The sequence below is a fragment of the Streptomyces sp. NPDC049915 genome, assembly GCF_040656475.1.
Taxonomy (GTDB): Bacteria; Actinomycetota; Actinomycetes; order Streptomycetales; family Streptomycetaceae; genus Streptomyces.
Genome location: NZ_JBFAMH010000023.1, coordinates 64,861 through 78,095 on the forward strand (window position 1 = coordinate 64,861; position 13,235 = coordinate 78,095).

The 13,235-nt window shown below is 73.8% G+C and carries 13 protein-coding genes; 7 read left to right on the forward strand and 6 right to left on the reverse strand.

All coding sequences use genetic code 11. The features are described from left to right. Positions 1-4: 4 nt before the first annotated feature. Positions 5-733 (reverse strand): ZIP family metal transporter, encoded by a 729-nt coding sequence (locus AB0J12_RS30245; RefSeq protein WP_363267725.1) that lies wholly within the window; start codon positions 731-733, stop codon positions 5-7. Positions 734-824: 91 nt separating this feature from the next. Here AB0J12_RS30245 and cobM point away from each other — a divergent pair, with 91 nt between their 5' ends. From cobM to cobC, 6 genes are read left to right on the forward strand one after another with little or no spacing between them, the layout of a single operon-like run. Next, the gene (gene cobM / locus AB0J12_RS30250; RefSeq protein WP_363267726.1) at positions 825-1,643 is read left to right on the forward strand and encodes a precorrin-4 C(11)-methyltransferase; all 819 of its coding nucleotides are present in this window, start codon (positions 825-827) and stop codon (positions 1,641-1,643) included. Continuing rightward, positions 1,640-2,875 carry a precorrin-6y C5,15-methyltransferase (decarboxylating) subunit CbiE gene (gene cbiE / locus AB0J12_RS30255; RefSeq protein WP_363267728.1) on the forward strand — a complete coding sequence of 412 codons (1,236 nt, stop codon included), beginning with the start codon at positions 1,640-1,642 and terminating at the stop codon, positions 2,873-2,875. Before cobM ends, cbiE begins: the two co-directional genes overlap by 4 nt. Continuing rightward, a complete protein-coding gene (gene cobJ, locus AB0J12_RS30260; protein WP_363267729.1) occupies positions 2,872-4,572 on the forward strand; it encodes a precorrin-3B C(17)-methyltransferase in 1,701 nt (566 codons plus the stop codon). The genes cbiE and cobJ overlap by 4 nt, the downstream gene beginning before the upstream one ends. Beyond that, positions 4,569-5,156, forward strand: coding sequence for a precorrin-8X methylmutase (locus AB0J12_RS30265; protein WP_363267730.1), 588 nt, complete (start codon positions 4,569-4,571; stop codon positions 5,154-5,156). Before cobJ ends, AB0J12_RS30265 begins: the two co-directional genes overlap by 4 nt. Beyond that, positions 5,153-6,064, forward strand: coding sequence for a sirohydrochlorin chelatase (locus tag AB0J12_RS30270; RefSeq protein ID WP_363267732.1), 912 nt, complete (start codon positions 5,153-5,155; stop codon positions 6,062-6,064). Before AB0J12_RS30265 ends, AB0J12_RS30270 begins: the two co-directional genes overlap by 4 nt. Further along, positions 6,054-7,097 (forward strand): Rv2231c family pyridoxal phosphate-dependent protein CobC, encoded by a 1,044-nt coding sequence (gene cobC, locus AB0J12_RS30275; protein ID WP_363267734.1) that lies wholly within the window; start codon positions 6,054-6,056, stop codon positions 7,095-7,097. Before AB0J12_RS30270 ends, cobC begins: the two co-directional genes overlap by 11 nt. Before the next feature lie 3 nt (positions 7,098-7,100). On the opposite strand, the gene AB0J12_RS30280 is transcribed toward cobC, so the two are convergent. The 5 genes from AB0J12_RS30280 to AB0J12_RS30300 all read right to left on the reverse strand — a co-directional run bounded on the left by AB0J12_RS30280 (position 7,101) and on the right by AB0J12_RS30300 (position 11,766). Continuing rightward, positions 7,101-8,018, reverse strand: a complete 918-nt coding sequence (locus AB0J12_RS30280; protein WP_363267736.1) for an SCO1860 family LAETG-anchored protein — start codon at positions 8,016-8,018, stop codon at positions 7,101-7,103. A gap of 142 nt (positions 8,019-8,160) precedes the next feature. After that, positions 8,161-9,252, reverse strand: coding sequence for an amidohydrolase family protein (locus AB0J12_RS30285; RefSeq protein WP_363267737.1), 1,092 nt, complete (start codon positions 9,250-9,252; stop codon positions 8,161-8,163). Positions 9,253-9,296: 44 nt separating this feature from the next. Next, positions 9,297-10,088, reverse strand: a complete 792-nt coding sequence (locus tag AB0J12_RS30290; RefSeq protein WP_363267738.1) for an amino acid ABC transporter ATP-binding protein — start codon at positions 10,086-10,088, stop codon at positions 9,297-9,299. Next, positions 10,085-10,918, reverse strand: coding sequence for an amino acid ABC transporter permease (locus tag AB0J12_RS30295; protein WP_363267739.1), 834 nt, complete (start codon positions 10,916-10,918; stop codon positions 10,085-10,087). Before AB0J12_RS30295 ends, AB0J12_RS30290 begins: the two co-directional genes overlap by 4 nt. Beyond that, a complete protein-coding gene (locus AB0J12_RS30300; RefSeq protein WP_363267740.1) occupies positions 10,915-11,766 on the reverse strand; it encodes a transporter substrate-binding domain-containing protein in 852 nt (283 codons plus the stop codon). Before AB0J12_RS30300 ends, AB0J12_RS30295 begins: the two co-directional genes overlap by 4 nt. A gap of 213 nt (positions 11,767-11,979) precedes the next feature. Here AB0J12_RS30300 and AB0J12_RS30305 point away from each other — a divergent pair, with 213 nt between their 5' ends. After that, entirely contained in the window at positions 11,980-13,080 is a 1,101-nt protein-coding gene (locus AB0J12_RS30305; protein WP_363267741.1) for an aminotransferase class V-fold PLP-dependent enzyme, read from the forward strand. Positions 13,081-13,235 lie beyond the last annotated feature (155 nt).

Below are 13,235 nucleotides of genomic sequence, written 5' to 3' on the forward strand. Positions count from 1 at the left end.
GCCGTCAGCCCATGATGCCCACGACCAGCCAGATGAACGCCGCCCCCGCGACCGTGCACAGCACGGTGGAGCGGGCGGGGTGTTCGTGGTGGGCCTCGGGCAGGATCTCGGCGGCGGCGAGATAGAGCAGGACGCCGCCGAACAGGCCGAGATAGCCGCCGAGGACGCCCTCCGGGATGGCGAGGTACGCGGATGCGGCGGCTCCGGCGACCGGTGCGAGGGCATCCGCGAACAGCATCGCGTAGGCCTTGCGGCGGGCGTTGCCGTACAGGCTGGTCAGGGTGAACGTGTTGAAGCCGTCCGCGAAGTCGTGGGCGATGACGGCCAGCGCCACGCCCGTGCCCATGGAGCCGCCCACCTGGAAGGACGCGCCGATCGCGACGCCGTCCATGAGGCTGTGGCCCACCATCGCCGCGGCGGCGGTCAGGCCCACCTCCGGCGCCCGGTGGTTGTGTTCGTTCCCTCCGTGGGAGGCGCGGCGGGCCGCCAGCAGGCGTTCCACCAGATGGGCCAGCAGGAAGCCGGCCACGAACAGCAGCAGGGCCGCGGGGACGCCGTGGACCTCCGTGCCGGCCGCCTTGAGGGCCTCCGGCAGCAGGTCCAGGCCGACCACGCCGAGCATCAGCCCGCCCGCCAGGCCCAGCACCAGGTGGCGGCGGTCGGTCACACGCTGTGCCGTCCAGCCGCCGGCGAGCGTCATCAGGAACGCCCCGATCGCCACGAAGACCGCCATAGGCCCTTGCTATCCGATGCACGGGCGTGCGCGCACGTCCGACAGCCCCTGACGCACTGACATACCGACCTGTAGGAGAGGACCGATTCCCATGGCCGATGCCCCCACCGGCAAGGTGACCTTCGTCGGTGCCGGCCCCGGCGCCGCCGATCTGCTGACGTTCCGTGCCGCGCGCGCCATCGCCGAGGCCGACGTCGTGATCTGGGCCGCGAGCCTGGTCCAGGCGGAGGTCCTCGAACACGCCCGCGAGGACGCGGAGATCCTGGACTCGGCGACCATGTCCCTGGAGGACGTCGTCGCCGTGTACCGACGTGCGTTCGACGAGGGACTGAGGGTGGCCCGGATCCACTCCGGCGACCCGGCCCTGTGGGGCGGCACGCAGGAGCAGCTGGACCGCTGCCGGGAGATCGGCATCGCCACCGAGGTCGTGCCGGGCGTGTCGTCGTTCTCGGCGGTGGCCGCGCTGGCGCAGCGGGAGCTGACGATCCCCGAGGTGGCGCAGTCGGTGGTGCTGACCCGGCTGGGCGGCGGCAAGACGCCGATGCCGCCCGGTGAGGAGGTCCGCGAGTTCGCCAAGCACGGCACCACCATGGCGGTGTTCCTGTCGGCGGCGCGCAGCGGGCAGCTGGTGCGGGAGCTGCTGGAGGGCGGCTACCCGACGGAGACTCCGGTCGTCGTGGCGTACCAGGCGACCTGGCCGGAGGAGCTGATCGTGACGTGCACGATCGGCACGCTGGAGGAGACCGTCAAGGAGCACAAGCTCTGGAAGCACACCCTCTTCCTGGTCGGCCCGGCGCTCGACGCGCACGGCACGCGTTCGCACCTGTACCACCCGGGCCACTTCCACGGTTTCCGCAAGGCGGACCCCGAGGCCCGCAGGGCGCTGCGCGAGCGGGGTGCCGGCACGTGATCACCGTCGTGGGCGCGGGGACGGGTGAGCCCGTCGGCGCGGACGTGCTCGCGGGCGCGGAGCTGGTCGTGGGCGGGCGGCGGCATCTGGACGCGGCCGCCGTGCCGGAGACGGCGGAGCGGATCGTGCTCGGGCCACTGACTCCGGCGCTGGACGCGATCGAGGAGTACGTCCGCAAGGAGCGGCGGGTGGTCGTGCTGGCCTCGGGCGACCCGGGTTTCTTCGGGATCGTGCGGATGCTGGCCGAACGGTTCGGCGCGGACCGGCTCGATGTGCGGCCCGGGGTGTCGTCCGTGGCGGCCGCGTTCGCGCGGCTCGGGCTGCCCTGGGACGACGCCGTCGTCGTCAGCGCGCACGGCCGTGACCTGCGCACCGCCGTGAACGTGTGCCGGGCGCAGCCGAAGGTGGCGGTGCTGACCGGTCCCGGCGCGGGCCCCGCCGAGATCGGTGCCGCGCTGCGGTCGTACGACCGGACCCTCGTCGTGGCGACCGCGCTGGGCTCCCCTCGGGAACGGCTGGAGCGGGTGACGCCCGCCGAGGCCGCGGCCCGCGACTGGGGTACGGCGGTCAGTGTCGTCGTCAGCCTGGACGAGCGGCGGGCGCTCGGCCCCGTCCGGACGCTGGCCGGGCGTGGTCCGGGGCCCGCCGGATGGGCGCTCGCGGAGGACGCGTTCGCCCACCGCGACTCGATGATCACCAAGTTCGAGGTGCGGGCGCTGGCACTGGCCCGGCTGGGGCCGCGCCCCGGCGACCTGGTGTGGGACGTCGGCGCCGGTTCCGGTTCGGTGGCCGTGGAGTGCGCGCGGCTCGGGGCCGCCGTCACCGCGGTGGAGAAGACCGTGGACGGTGTGCAGCGGATCCGCGCCAACGCGGCCGCGCACGGTGTCGACGTGCACGTGGTGCACGGGGCGGCGCCGACCGTGCTGGCCGGTCTGGACGAGCCCGACGCCGTGTTCGTCGGCGGTGGCGGGCGGGAGCTGCCCGCCGTCGTCACGGCATGCGCGCGGCGTGCCCGGCGGACCGTGGTGGTCGCGCTGGCCGCCCTCGACCGGGTGCCGGCGGCGCGTGCCGCGCTGACGGACGCCGGGTTCGACGTGGACGGCGTGCTGCTGCAGTCGTCGCGGCTCGCGCCGCTGCCCGGGGACGTGACCCGGCTCGCGGCGGCCAATCCCGTTTTCCTGCTGTGGGGCGAGCGGCCCCCGGCATCTGCTGATGAAGGAGTTGCCCAGTGATCGGCCTCATTTCCGCCACCGCGGCGGGGGCGGCGGCGCGGGACCGGCTGGCCGCGGCGTGGCCGGACCGCACCCGCGTGTACGACGGCGCTGTCGCGGACGCCGTGCGGCGGGCGTTCGCGGAGTGCGAGCAGCTGGTGTGCTTCCTGGCGACCGGCGCGGTGGTCCGGCTGGTCGCGCCGCTGCTGGGCGACAAGGCGACCGACCCCGGTGTGGTGTGCGTCGACGAGGGCGGCCGGTTCGCCGTGCCGGTGCTCGGCGGGCACGGCGGCGGCGCCAACGACCTGGCCGCCGAGGTGGCCGAGGTGCTCGACGCGGTGCCGGTGGTGACGACGGCGACGGACGCCGTCGGGCTGGCCGGCCTGGACACCCTGGGCCTGCCCGTCGAGGGCGCCGTCGCGGCCGTGTCGCGGGCGCTGCTGGACGGGGAGCCGGTCGCGCTTGAGGCGGAGGTGGCGTGGCCGCTGCCGCCGCTGCCGGTGGCCGAGCGCGGCGCGTACACGATCCGCGTCACCGACCGCGCGGTGGCCGCCGGGGAGCGCGAGGTGCTGTTGCGCCCGCCGACGCTGGTGGCCGGTGTGGGGGCGTCCAAGGGCGCCCCGGTGGACGAGGTGCTGGCGCTGCTCGAGGCCGCGCTGGCCGAGGCGGGGCTGTCCGTGCGGTCGCTGGCCGAGCTGGCCACCGTGGACGCCAAGGCCGGTGAGCCCGGCCTCGTCGAGGCCGCCGAACGGCTCGGGGTGCCACTGGTGACGTACCCGGCCGAGGAGTTGGCCGAGGTTGCGGTGCCCAACCCGTCCGACGCGCCGCTCGCCGCCGTCGGCACACCGTCCGTCGCCGAGGCCGCCGCGCTCGCGCGGGGCGGTGAACTCCTCGTCCCCAAGCGGAAGTCGGAGCGCGCGGACGGCTCCCCCGCCATGGCCACCTGCGCCGTCGTACGGCGTCCGGGCCGCGGGCGGCTCGCGGTGGTCGGCCTCGGGCCGGGCGCCCGTGACCTGCTCACCCCGCGCGCCAAGGCCGAACTGCGCCGCGCCTCCGTGCTGGTGGGCCTCGACCAGTACGTCGACCAGATCCGCGACCTGCTGCGCCCCGGCACCCGCATCCTGGAGTCCGGGCTCGGCGCCGAGGAGGAGCGGGCCCGTACCGCCGTCGCGGAGGCCCGGCGCGGGCAGGCCGTGGCGCTGATCGGCAGCGGTGACGCCGGGGTGTACGCGATGGCCTCGCCGGCGCTGGCGGAGGCGTCCGACGACATCGACGTGATCGGGGTGCCGGGCGTGACCGCGGCGCTCGCGGCCGGGGCGATCCTGGGCGCGCCGCTGGGCCACGACCATGTCTCGATCTCCCTGTCCGACCTGCACACGCCGTGGGAGGTCATCGAGCGGCGGGTGCGGGCCGCGGCCGAGGCGGACCTCGTGGTCACGTTCTACAACCCGCGCTCCCGGGGCCGGGACTGGCAGCTGCCCAAGGCGCTCGCGATCCTCGCCGGGCACCGGGAGCCGACGACGCCCGTCGGTGTCGTACGCAACGCCTCCCGGCCGGACGAGTCCAGCCGCGTCACGGCGCTGGGCGACCTCGACCCGGCGACGGTCGACATGATGACGGTCGTGACCGTGGGCAACACCGCGACGCGGAACATCGCGGGGCGCATGGTGACCCCGCGCGGCTACCGCTGGCAGACCACCCAGGAGGAGGCCCGGTGAACCGTGTGGTCCATCCCATCGAGGAGGAGTCCTACCGGCGGCTGCGCGCCCGCCTGGACACCTCGCACTTCCCGCCGCTGACCCGGGCCGTGGTGGAGCGGGTCATCCACTCCGCCGCCGACCTGGAGTACGCGAGCGACCTCGTCATGGACGAGGACGACCTGGTCAAGGCGCACGCCGCGCTGCACGCCGGGGCGCCGGTCGTCGTCGACGTCGAGATGGTCGGGGCCGGCATCACCCGCCGCGCGACCGTGTGCCGGCTCAAGGACGCCACCGCCGGTCCCGGACTGACCCGGTCCGCGCACGGCATCCGGCTCGCCTACGAGCAGGTCGGGCCCGGCGCCCTCTGGGTGATCGGCAACGCGCCGACCGCGCTGGAGGAGCTCCTGACGCTGGACGCCGCCCCGGCGCTCGTCATCGGCCTGCCCGTCGGTTTCGTCGGGGCCGTCGAGTCCAAGGCCGCGCTGCGCGAGAGCGGGCTGCCCGCCGTGAGCAACGTGTCCGAGAAGGGCGGGTCGGCGGTCGCCTCCGCCGCCCTGAACGCCCTGCTGTACCACCCCCTTTCATCTGAGGAGACCGCGTGACCACCCCGCCCGCCCTGCTGATCGCCGGCCACGGCACCCGGGACGACGCCGGAGCCGAGGCGTTCCGCGACTTCGTCCGCGAGCTGGGGCTCCGCCACCCCGAGCTGCCCGTCGCGGGCGGCTTCATCGAACTGTCCCCGCCGCCGCTCGGCGAGGCCGTGACCGAGCTGGTGGAACGCGGGGTACGCCGCTTCGCCGCCGTCCCGCTGATGCTGGTGTCCGCCGGGCACGCCAAGGGCGACATCCCGGCGGCGCTGGCCCGCGAGAAGGAGCGGCACCCCGGCATCACCTACACCTACGGCCGTCCGCTGGGCCCGCACCCGTCGCTGCTGAACGTGCTGGAGCGGCGCCTGGACGAGGTTCTGGACGGCGCCGACCGCTCCGAGGTGACGGTGCTGCTGGTCGGGCGCGGCTCGACCGACCCGGACGCCAACGCCGAGGTGCACAAGGCGGCGCGGCTGCTGTGGGAGGGGCGCGGATACGCCGGTGTGGAGACGGCGTTCGTGTCGCTGGCGGCGCCGGACGTGCCGAGCGGGCTCGAGCGGTGCGCGAAGCTCGGCGCGCGGCGGATCGTGGTCCTGCCGTACTTCCTGTTCACCGGCATCCTGCCGGACCGGGTGCGCAGGCAGACCGAGGAGTGGGCGGCGGCGCACCCCGAGTTGGACGTGCGCTCGGCGGACGTCATCGGGCCGGAGCCGGAGCTGCTGGACCTGGTGATGGAGCGGTACGAGGAGGCCGTCAAGGGCGATCTGCGGATGAACTGCGACTCGTGCGTGTACCGGATCGCGCTGCCGGGCTTCGAGGACAAGGTGGGACTGCCGCAGCAGCCGCACTTCCACCCGGACGACGACGGGCACCATCACCACGGGCACGGGCACGGAGGGCACACGCACTCCCATGCGCACTGACGGGCACGACCTGCGTCACCACGGTGACGCCGAGGTGCGCGACGACGGGGCGGCGCTGGTCGACCTCGCGGTGAACGTGCGCGCGGACACGCCACCGGCCTGGCTGCGGGAGCGGATCACGGACTCGCTGTCCTCGCTCGCCGCCTACCCGGACGGACGGGCGGCGCGGGCGGCGGTCGCGGCGCGGCACGGGCTGCCCGCCGAGCGGGTGCTGCTGACGGCCGGGGCGGCGGAGGCGTTCGTGCTGCTGGCGCGGGCGCTGAAGGTGCGCCGGCCGGTCGTCGTGCATCCGCAGTTCACGGAGCCGGAGGCGGCACTGCGGGACGCGGGCCACAGCGTGGACCGGGTGCTGCTGCGGGAGGGAGACGGCTTCCGGCTGGATCCGGCGCTGGTCCCCGAGGACGCGGACCTGGTGGTGGTCGGCAACCCGACCAACCCCACGTCGGTGCTGCACCCGGCCGCGTCGATCGCCGCGCTGGCCCGCCCGGGGCGGACGCTGGTGGTGGACGAGGCGTTCATGGACGCGGTGCCGGGTGAGCGGGAGGCACTGGCCGGGCGGACGGACGTGCCCGGCCTGGTGGTGCTGCGCAGCCTGACCAAGACCTGGGGCCTGGCCGGGCTGCGCATCGGGTACGTCCTCGCCTCCCCCGAGGTGGTCGCCGAACTGGAGCGGGCCCAGCCGCTGTGGCCGGTGTCCACGCCGGCGCTGGCGGCGGCGCGGGCCTGCGTGGAGCCCGCGGCGCTGGCGGAGGCGGCCCGGGCGGCGGACGCGATCGCGGCGGACCGCGCACACCTGGTCGCCGGACTGCGGCGCCTGGGCGTGCGGGTGGTGACCCCGGCCGAGGGGCCGTTCGTGCTCATCCGGCTGCCGGGGGCCGCCGCCGTACGCCGGCGCCTGCGCGCCCTGGGGTACGCCGTCCGGCGCGGGGACACCTTCCCGGGGCTCGGGGAGGACTGGCTCCGGCTGGCCGTGCGGGACCGGGCGACGACGGACGGCTTCCTCCAGGCACTGGCGTCGGCGCCGGCGCCGTAGGGATCACCCCCGGCGGCGGGCCAGCGCGACCGCTCCGGCGCCCGCCGCGAGCAGGGCCACGGAGCCGCCCGCGATGTACGGCGTCAGCGAGTTGCCGCCGGTCTCCGCGAGGTCGGCCTGGGCGGGGGCGCCCTGCGGTTTCACGTCCGGGGCCGGGGCGGCGGCGGCCGGCTTCGGCGCGGGCGCGGCCGGTTCCGGCGCCTCGCAGGTCGCCTTCGCGAGGGTCACGGTGCCCTCGACCTCCGCCACGTTGAGTTTCAACGGGTTCACGGAGACCTTGAGTTGCAGGGCCGTCGCCGCCGCCGTGCGGGACGTCGTCTCGCTCTTGGACAGGTCCAGGCGGACCTCGCCTACGCCCGGCACCTTCACGTCCGTCGTGCCGCCCGACGTCAGCGTGACCCGCTTGCCGAGGACCGTCACCGCGCCCAGCACGTTCGACGTGGCCACCGGAGCCTTCCCGGCCTCGCAGGTCGCCTTGGCCGTGACGTCCTCGACCTCGATCAGCGACAGCAGCGGCAGGCCGGGGACGTGCAGCCGGGCGTGCGCGAGGCGGGTGACGCCCTCCGCCTTGTGCGCGGTCGTCGTCGCCTTCGCGGTGGCCACCTCGGCGCTGAGCACGCTGAACGGGTTGCCGTTGTTCACGCCGTCGAGGCGGACGGCCAGCGCGGTCTTCTGCGCGCTGCGCGGCGCCTGGACCTCGTTGAGGGAGACCGCGAGCGGGACGTTCACGGTCTTGTCGAGCAAGGACACGTCGAGGCCGGTGCGCAGGACCACGGCGCTCGCCCGGCCCTGGTCGCCGGTCGTGGCGTGGGCCGGGCCGGCGCCCGCGAGGACCACAGGTGCGGCGGCGAGGGCCGTGGCGGCCGCGACGGCGGTCAGGCGTCGGCGGCGTGCGGGCATGCGGAAGGTGTTGCCGTTCAAGGGTGGGCCCCCCAGAGAAGGAACGCTTCGGGACCCAGCAAGGATTACGGCTCGAACGCGGGGCGGTCAGCACGGAGAGGGAACTTCACCCCAAAGGGTGTTCGTCGCGCACGCCTTCGAATCCCGCGCCTCATGAGACCGCTCAGCTCACCGGTGTCCCGTTCACCACGACCCGGCGCGGTGCGGCCAGCACGCGTACGTCCGCGCGCGGGTCGCTGTCGTAGACGACGAGGTCGGCCGGGGCGCCCTCGTCGAGGCCGGGGCGGCCCAGCCAGGCGCGGGCGCCCCAGGTCGTCGCGGACAGCGCCTCGATCGGCGGGATGCCGGCCGTCACCAGCTCGGCCACCTCCGCGCCGACCAGACCGTGCGGAAGGGACCCGCCGGCGTCGGTGCCGACGAACACCGGGATGCCGGCGTCGTAGGCGGCGCGCACGGTGTCGTAGCGCCGCTCGTGCAACCGGCGCATGTGATCCGACCAGCGCGGGAACCTGCTCTCGCCGCCGGCCGCGAGCTGCGGGAAGGTGGCGATGTTGACGAGCGTCGGGACGATCGCCACCCCGCGCTCGGCGAACAGCGGGATGGTGTCCTCCGTCAGACCCGTGGCGTGCTCGATGCAGTCGATGCCGGCTTCCACCAGGTCGCGCAGCGAGTCCTCGGCGAAGCAGTGCGCGGTGACGCGGGCGCCGAGGCGGTGGGCCTCCGCGATCGCCGCCTCGACCGCCTCGCGGGGCCAGCAGGCGGACAGGTCGCCGAGGTCGCGGTCGATCCAGTCGCCGACGAGCTTGACCCAGCCGTCGCCGCGCCGGGCCTCCTGGGCGACGTACGCGACCAGGTCGTCCGGTTCGATCTCCCAGGCGTAGTTGCGGATGTAACGGCGGGTGCGGGCGATGTGCCGGCCCGCGCGGATGATCTTCGGCAGGTCGTCGCGGTCGTCGATCCAGCGGGTGTCGGACGGCGAGCCGGCGTCCCGCAGCAGCAGGGCGCCCGCGTCGCGGTCGGTGAGGGCCTGCTTCTCGGCCGTCTCCGGTTCCACGGGGCCGTGTGCGTCGAGGCCGACGTGGCAGTGCGCGTCGACCAGGCCGGGCAGCACCCAGCCCTCGACCGTGCGCACGTCACGGGCGCCGGCCGGGCGGTCGTAGGAGATCCGCCCGTCGACCACCCACAGCTCGTCCCGGACGTCGTCGGGCCCGACCAGGACCCGTCCCTTCACGTGCAGCACCGCGCGATCGCTCATGCACGGCACTGTAATAAGCCGCCGCTCACCACGTCAGGGAGCCCCTACTCGCCGTTGCCCACCTGGTCGGAGGTCTCCTCCTCCACCTCGGCCATCGCCGGGTCGAGGAGGCGGGAGAGGAAGTGGCGGGTGCGCTCGTGGCGCGGGTGGGTGATGACCTGCTCCGGGCTGCCGTCCTCGACGATGACGCCGCCGTCCATGAAGACGACCCGGTCGGCGACCTCGCGGGCGAAGGTCATCTCGTGGGTGACGACCATCATGGTCATGCCCTCGCGCGCGAGCCTGCGCATGACGGCGAGGACGTCGCCGACCAGCTCCGGGTCGAGCGCGGAGGTCGGCTCGTCGAACAGCATCACCTCGGGGCCCATCGCGAGCGCCCGCGCGATGGCGACGCGCTGCTGCTGGCCGCCGGAGAGGGAGGACGGGTAGGCGTCCGCCTTCTCGGACAGGCCGACGCGCTCCAGGTTCTCGGCGGCCACCTTGGCGGCCGCCGCCTTGTCCCGCTTGAGGACCCGGCGCTGCGGCAGCGTGAGGTTCTCGGTCACCGTCAGGTGCGGGAACAGGTTGAACTGCTGGAACACCATGCCGATACGGCGGCGTACGGCGTCGATGTCGACGTCCGGGTCGGTGACCTCGGTGCCGCCGACGAAGACCTGGCCCTTGCCCGGTTCCTCCAGGAGGTTCACGCAGCGCAGCAGCGTGGACTTGCCGGAGCCGGAGGGGCCGATGACGCAGACCACCTCGCCCTGGCCGATCTCCAGGTCGATCCCGCGCAGCACCTCGTTGTCGCCGAAGGACTTGTGCAGGTCCCTGATCTCGATCTCGGGTCGGCTCACTTGACCGCCTCCTGGGCCTTGGCTTCCATGCGGCGCACGACGAAGCCGAGCGGGATCGTGATCAGCAGGTAGCACAGGCCGGCCACGAGGATCGGGGTGGAGTTGGCGGTCGTACTGGCGAGGTCGCGGCCGTACTTGGACAGGTCGCGCTCCTCCAGGGTGACGCCGAGGAAGAGGACGAGGGAGGAGTCCTTGAAGAGCAGGACGAGTTCGTTGGTCAGCGGCGGGAGGATGATCCGGAACGCCTGCGGGATGATCACGGAGATCATGGCGCGGGCGGGCGAGAAGCCCAGCGAACGGGCGGCCTCCATCTGCCCCTTGGGCACGGCCTGGATGCCGGCGCGGATCGTCTCGGCCATGTAGGCGGCGGCGACCAGCCCGAGCGCGATGGCGACCTTGCCGTAGGTACCGCCGACGATCTCGGTGCCGGGGAAGGCGAGCGGGACGGCGACGCCGATGAAGATGAAGATCAGCAGGGCGGGCAGGCCGCGGAAGATCTCGATGTAGATGCCGGCCAGCCAGCGGTAGGGGCCGACGGACGACAGCCGCATCAGCGCGATCACCATGCCGAGCGCGAGTCCGACGACGAAGCCGGACACCGTGTACAGCACGGTGTTCTTCAGCGCGAGCGTGATGACGTCCGGGAACATCTGGCGCGCGATGCTGCCCTGCGCGAACTGGTTCTTCAGCCGCCCCCAGTCCGCCGTGACCGCGAGCGCGACCACGGCGGCGACGAAGACGGCGTACTGCACACCGCGCGAGACGCTGCGCTTCTGACGCCGGGTCAGACCCTTCTTGCGAGGCTGGAGTTCGGTGTCCGTCGCGGTCATGAGGCGGACGGCGAGGCGACGGAGGCGTCGTAGGGGCCGATCCACTGCTCGTACAGCTTCTTGTACGTGCCGTCGGACTTGGCCTTCGCGATCGCCTTGTTGATGGCCTCGCGCAGCTTGGTGTTGCCCTTCTTGACGGTGAAGCCGTACTGCTCACCGGTCTTCAGGTTGTCGACGACCTTGAACTTGTCCGCGTTGGCCTTGTCCTTCAGCCAGCCCTGGACGACGGGGTAGTCGATGATGACGGCCTTGACCTGGCCGGTGCGCAGGCCGTTGATGACGGCGTCGGAGGACTCGAAGGAGACCGGGTCGAAGCCCTTGCTCTTGGCGTAGTCCTCGCCGGTGGTCTGCGCCTGGGCGCCGAGCTTGACGCTCTTGGCCTTGACGTCGGCGAGGGAGTTGACGCCGCTGTTCTTGTCGACCAGGACGGCCTGGGTGGCGTCGAAGTAGGGGTCGGAGAAATCGACGTTCTTCTTGCGTTCCGCGGTGATGGTCATGCCGGCCGCGGCCAGGTCGCACTTGCCGGCGTTGAGGAAGGCACCGGTCTTGAAGTTCTCGAACGGCGTGTCGAGGATCTCCTGCTTCACGCCGAGGTCCTTGGCGACCAGGTCGATCAGGGAGACGTCGAAGCCCTGCACCTTGCCGTCGATCTCCGACTGGAAGGGCGGGTACGGCAGGTGGGTGCAGGTGGTCAGCTGCCCCGCCTTGACCAGCTCGACCCCGCCGGCGGCGGTCTTGGAGCCGCTGCCGCCGTTGCCGGTGGAGGTGCACGCGGCCACGAGCATCAGCCCGGCCGCAGCGGTGGTGGCGGCCAGAACGCGGGTCCGGCGCCCGGGGAGCGTGTTCACGAGGGAGCCTCCTGTGTTGGAACTGAGAGTTCCGATTATAAGGAGAGGTTTGGGCCTCTCAAATCAAACCCATGGTTACGGGGCGGTCTCACCTTAGAAAGACGCGCAGGGCAAGGGGGACCAACCCGCCCAAGACGCCGTGACGGAAGGGGTCCGGGGGGTGACGGTTACCCTCGATATGGCCGTACCCCGTGAAGTGAAGAGAGCACCCCCGTGACCCACCCGTTCCTGGACCTCGCCCCGCTGAGCGCCGCCCGCTTCGCCTCAATCGAGGACCGGGTGGCGCGGCTGCTTTCGACGGAGCAGGACGTGCTGATCATGCAGGGCGAGGCGCTGCTTCCACTGGAGGGCGCGATCCGTGCGACCGCCGGGCCGGGGACGACCGCGCTGAACGTGATCACGGGGCCGTACGGGCAGACCTTCGGCGACTGGCTGCGGGACTGCGGGGCGACGGTGATCGATCTGTCGGTGCCGTTCCGCACGGCGGTGAGCGCCGAGCAGATCCGTCAGGCCTTCGCCGAGCACCCGGAGATCGACTTCGTGTCGCTGGTGCACGCGGAGGCGGCGACCGGCAACACCAACCCGGTGGCGGAGATCGGCCCGGTGGTGCGGGAGCACGGCGCGCTGTTCTACCTGGACGCGGTGGCCTCCGTCGGCGCCGAGCCGGTGCTGGTGGACGCGTGGGGTGTCGACCTGTGCGTGATCGGCGCGCAGAAGGCGATGGGCGGTCCGGCCGGGGTGTCGGCGGTGTCGGTGAGCGAGCGGGCGTGGGCGCGGATGGCGGCCAATCCCGGGGCGCCGCGGCGGTCGTACCTGTCCCTGCTGGACTGGAAGGAGCGCTGGCTCGACGGCGGCCGCCGGGCGCTGCCGCACGCGCCGGCGCAGCTGGAGATGCTGGCGCTCGAGGCCTGCCTCGACCGCATCGAGGCGGACGGCCTGGAGGCGGTGATGGCCCGGCACGCCCGTGCCGCGGCGGCCACACGCGCGGGTGCGGTGGCACTGGGCGGCGGCCTTCAGCCGTATGTGGACCGGGGGGCCGAGGCCGCGCCGGTGGCCACGACCCTGCGGGCGCCGTCCGGCGTGGACGCCTCGGAACTCGTCGCGCTGGCCCTCGCGAGCGACCCGGCGCTGCCGCTGGCCGCGGGCGGCGGTGCGCTGGCCAAGGAGATGATCCGCGTCAACCACTACGGCCCGGACGCGACACCGGGCACGGTACGCGGCTGCCTGACGGCGCTGGGGACGGCCCTGGCCGGCAGGAACCTGGACACCGACCTGCCGGCGGCACTGCAAGCCGCGGACGAGGCCTGGCGCTGACCGACCGGCGCTGACCGCCTGGCGCTGACCGCGCGGGCGGGGTGCGCGGGCGTGGGCGGGCCCGGCGCCGAAGCCGGACGCCGGGACCGGACACCCGCGTCGGACGCCGTCCGGGCGCCAGGCCCCGAGCCGGAGGCCGGACAGACGGCGGGGCC